Annotated in this window: 1 protein-coding gene; it reads right to left on the reverse strand. The window is 33.2% G+C overall.

Annotated features, from left to right (window positions below; genetic code table 11):
• A partial coding sequence (locus tag Q4528_RS14560; protein WP_303522363.1) for a hypothetical protein occupies positions 1–259 on the reverse strand: 259 nt, incomplete at both ends.

The raw sequence follows: 259 nt of genomic DNA on the forward strand, positions 1-259 counted from the left end.
TATCAGCTGGCAATGCAAAAATATCGTTATCGTTGTTTAATAAAAGTTCGCTTCGTAAGTTCATTTCATATTCGGGAGCGCTGTCCGGATTTAAACAAGTGAATATTTTTATTTCTGGAACTTGAGCACGTTTGGTGAATTTAACAATTACGTTTTCTTGAATGACGTTTTCATATTTAAATGCATTGCTGCGTGATCTATATCTGGTTATCGTATCAATAGAATAGTGTTTTCGAATGTATTGCCTAAATGACTTATG

It is taken from the genome of Staphylococcus pasteuri (assembly GCF_030547725.1).
In the GTDB taxonomy this organism is placed as follows: domain Bacteria; phylum Bacillota; class Bacilli; order Staphylococcales; family Staphylococcaceae; genus Staphylococcus; species Staphylococcus pasteuri.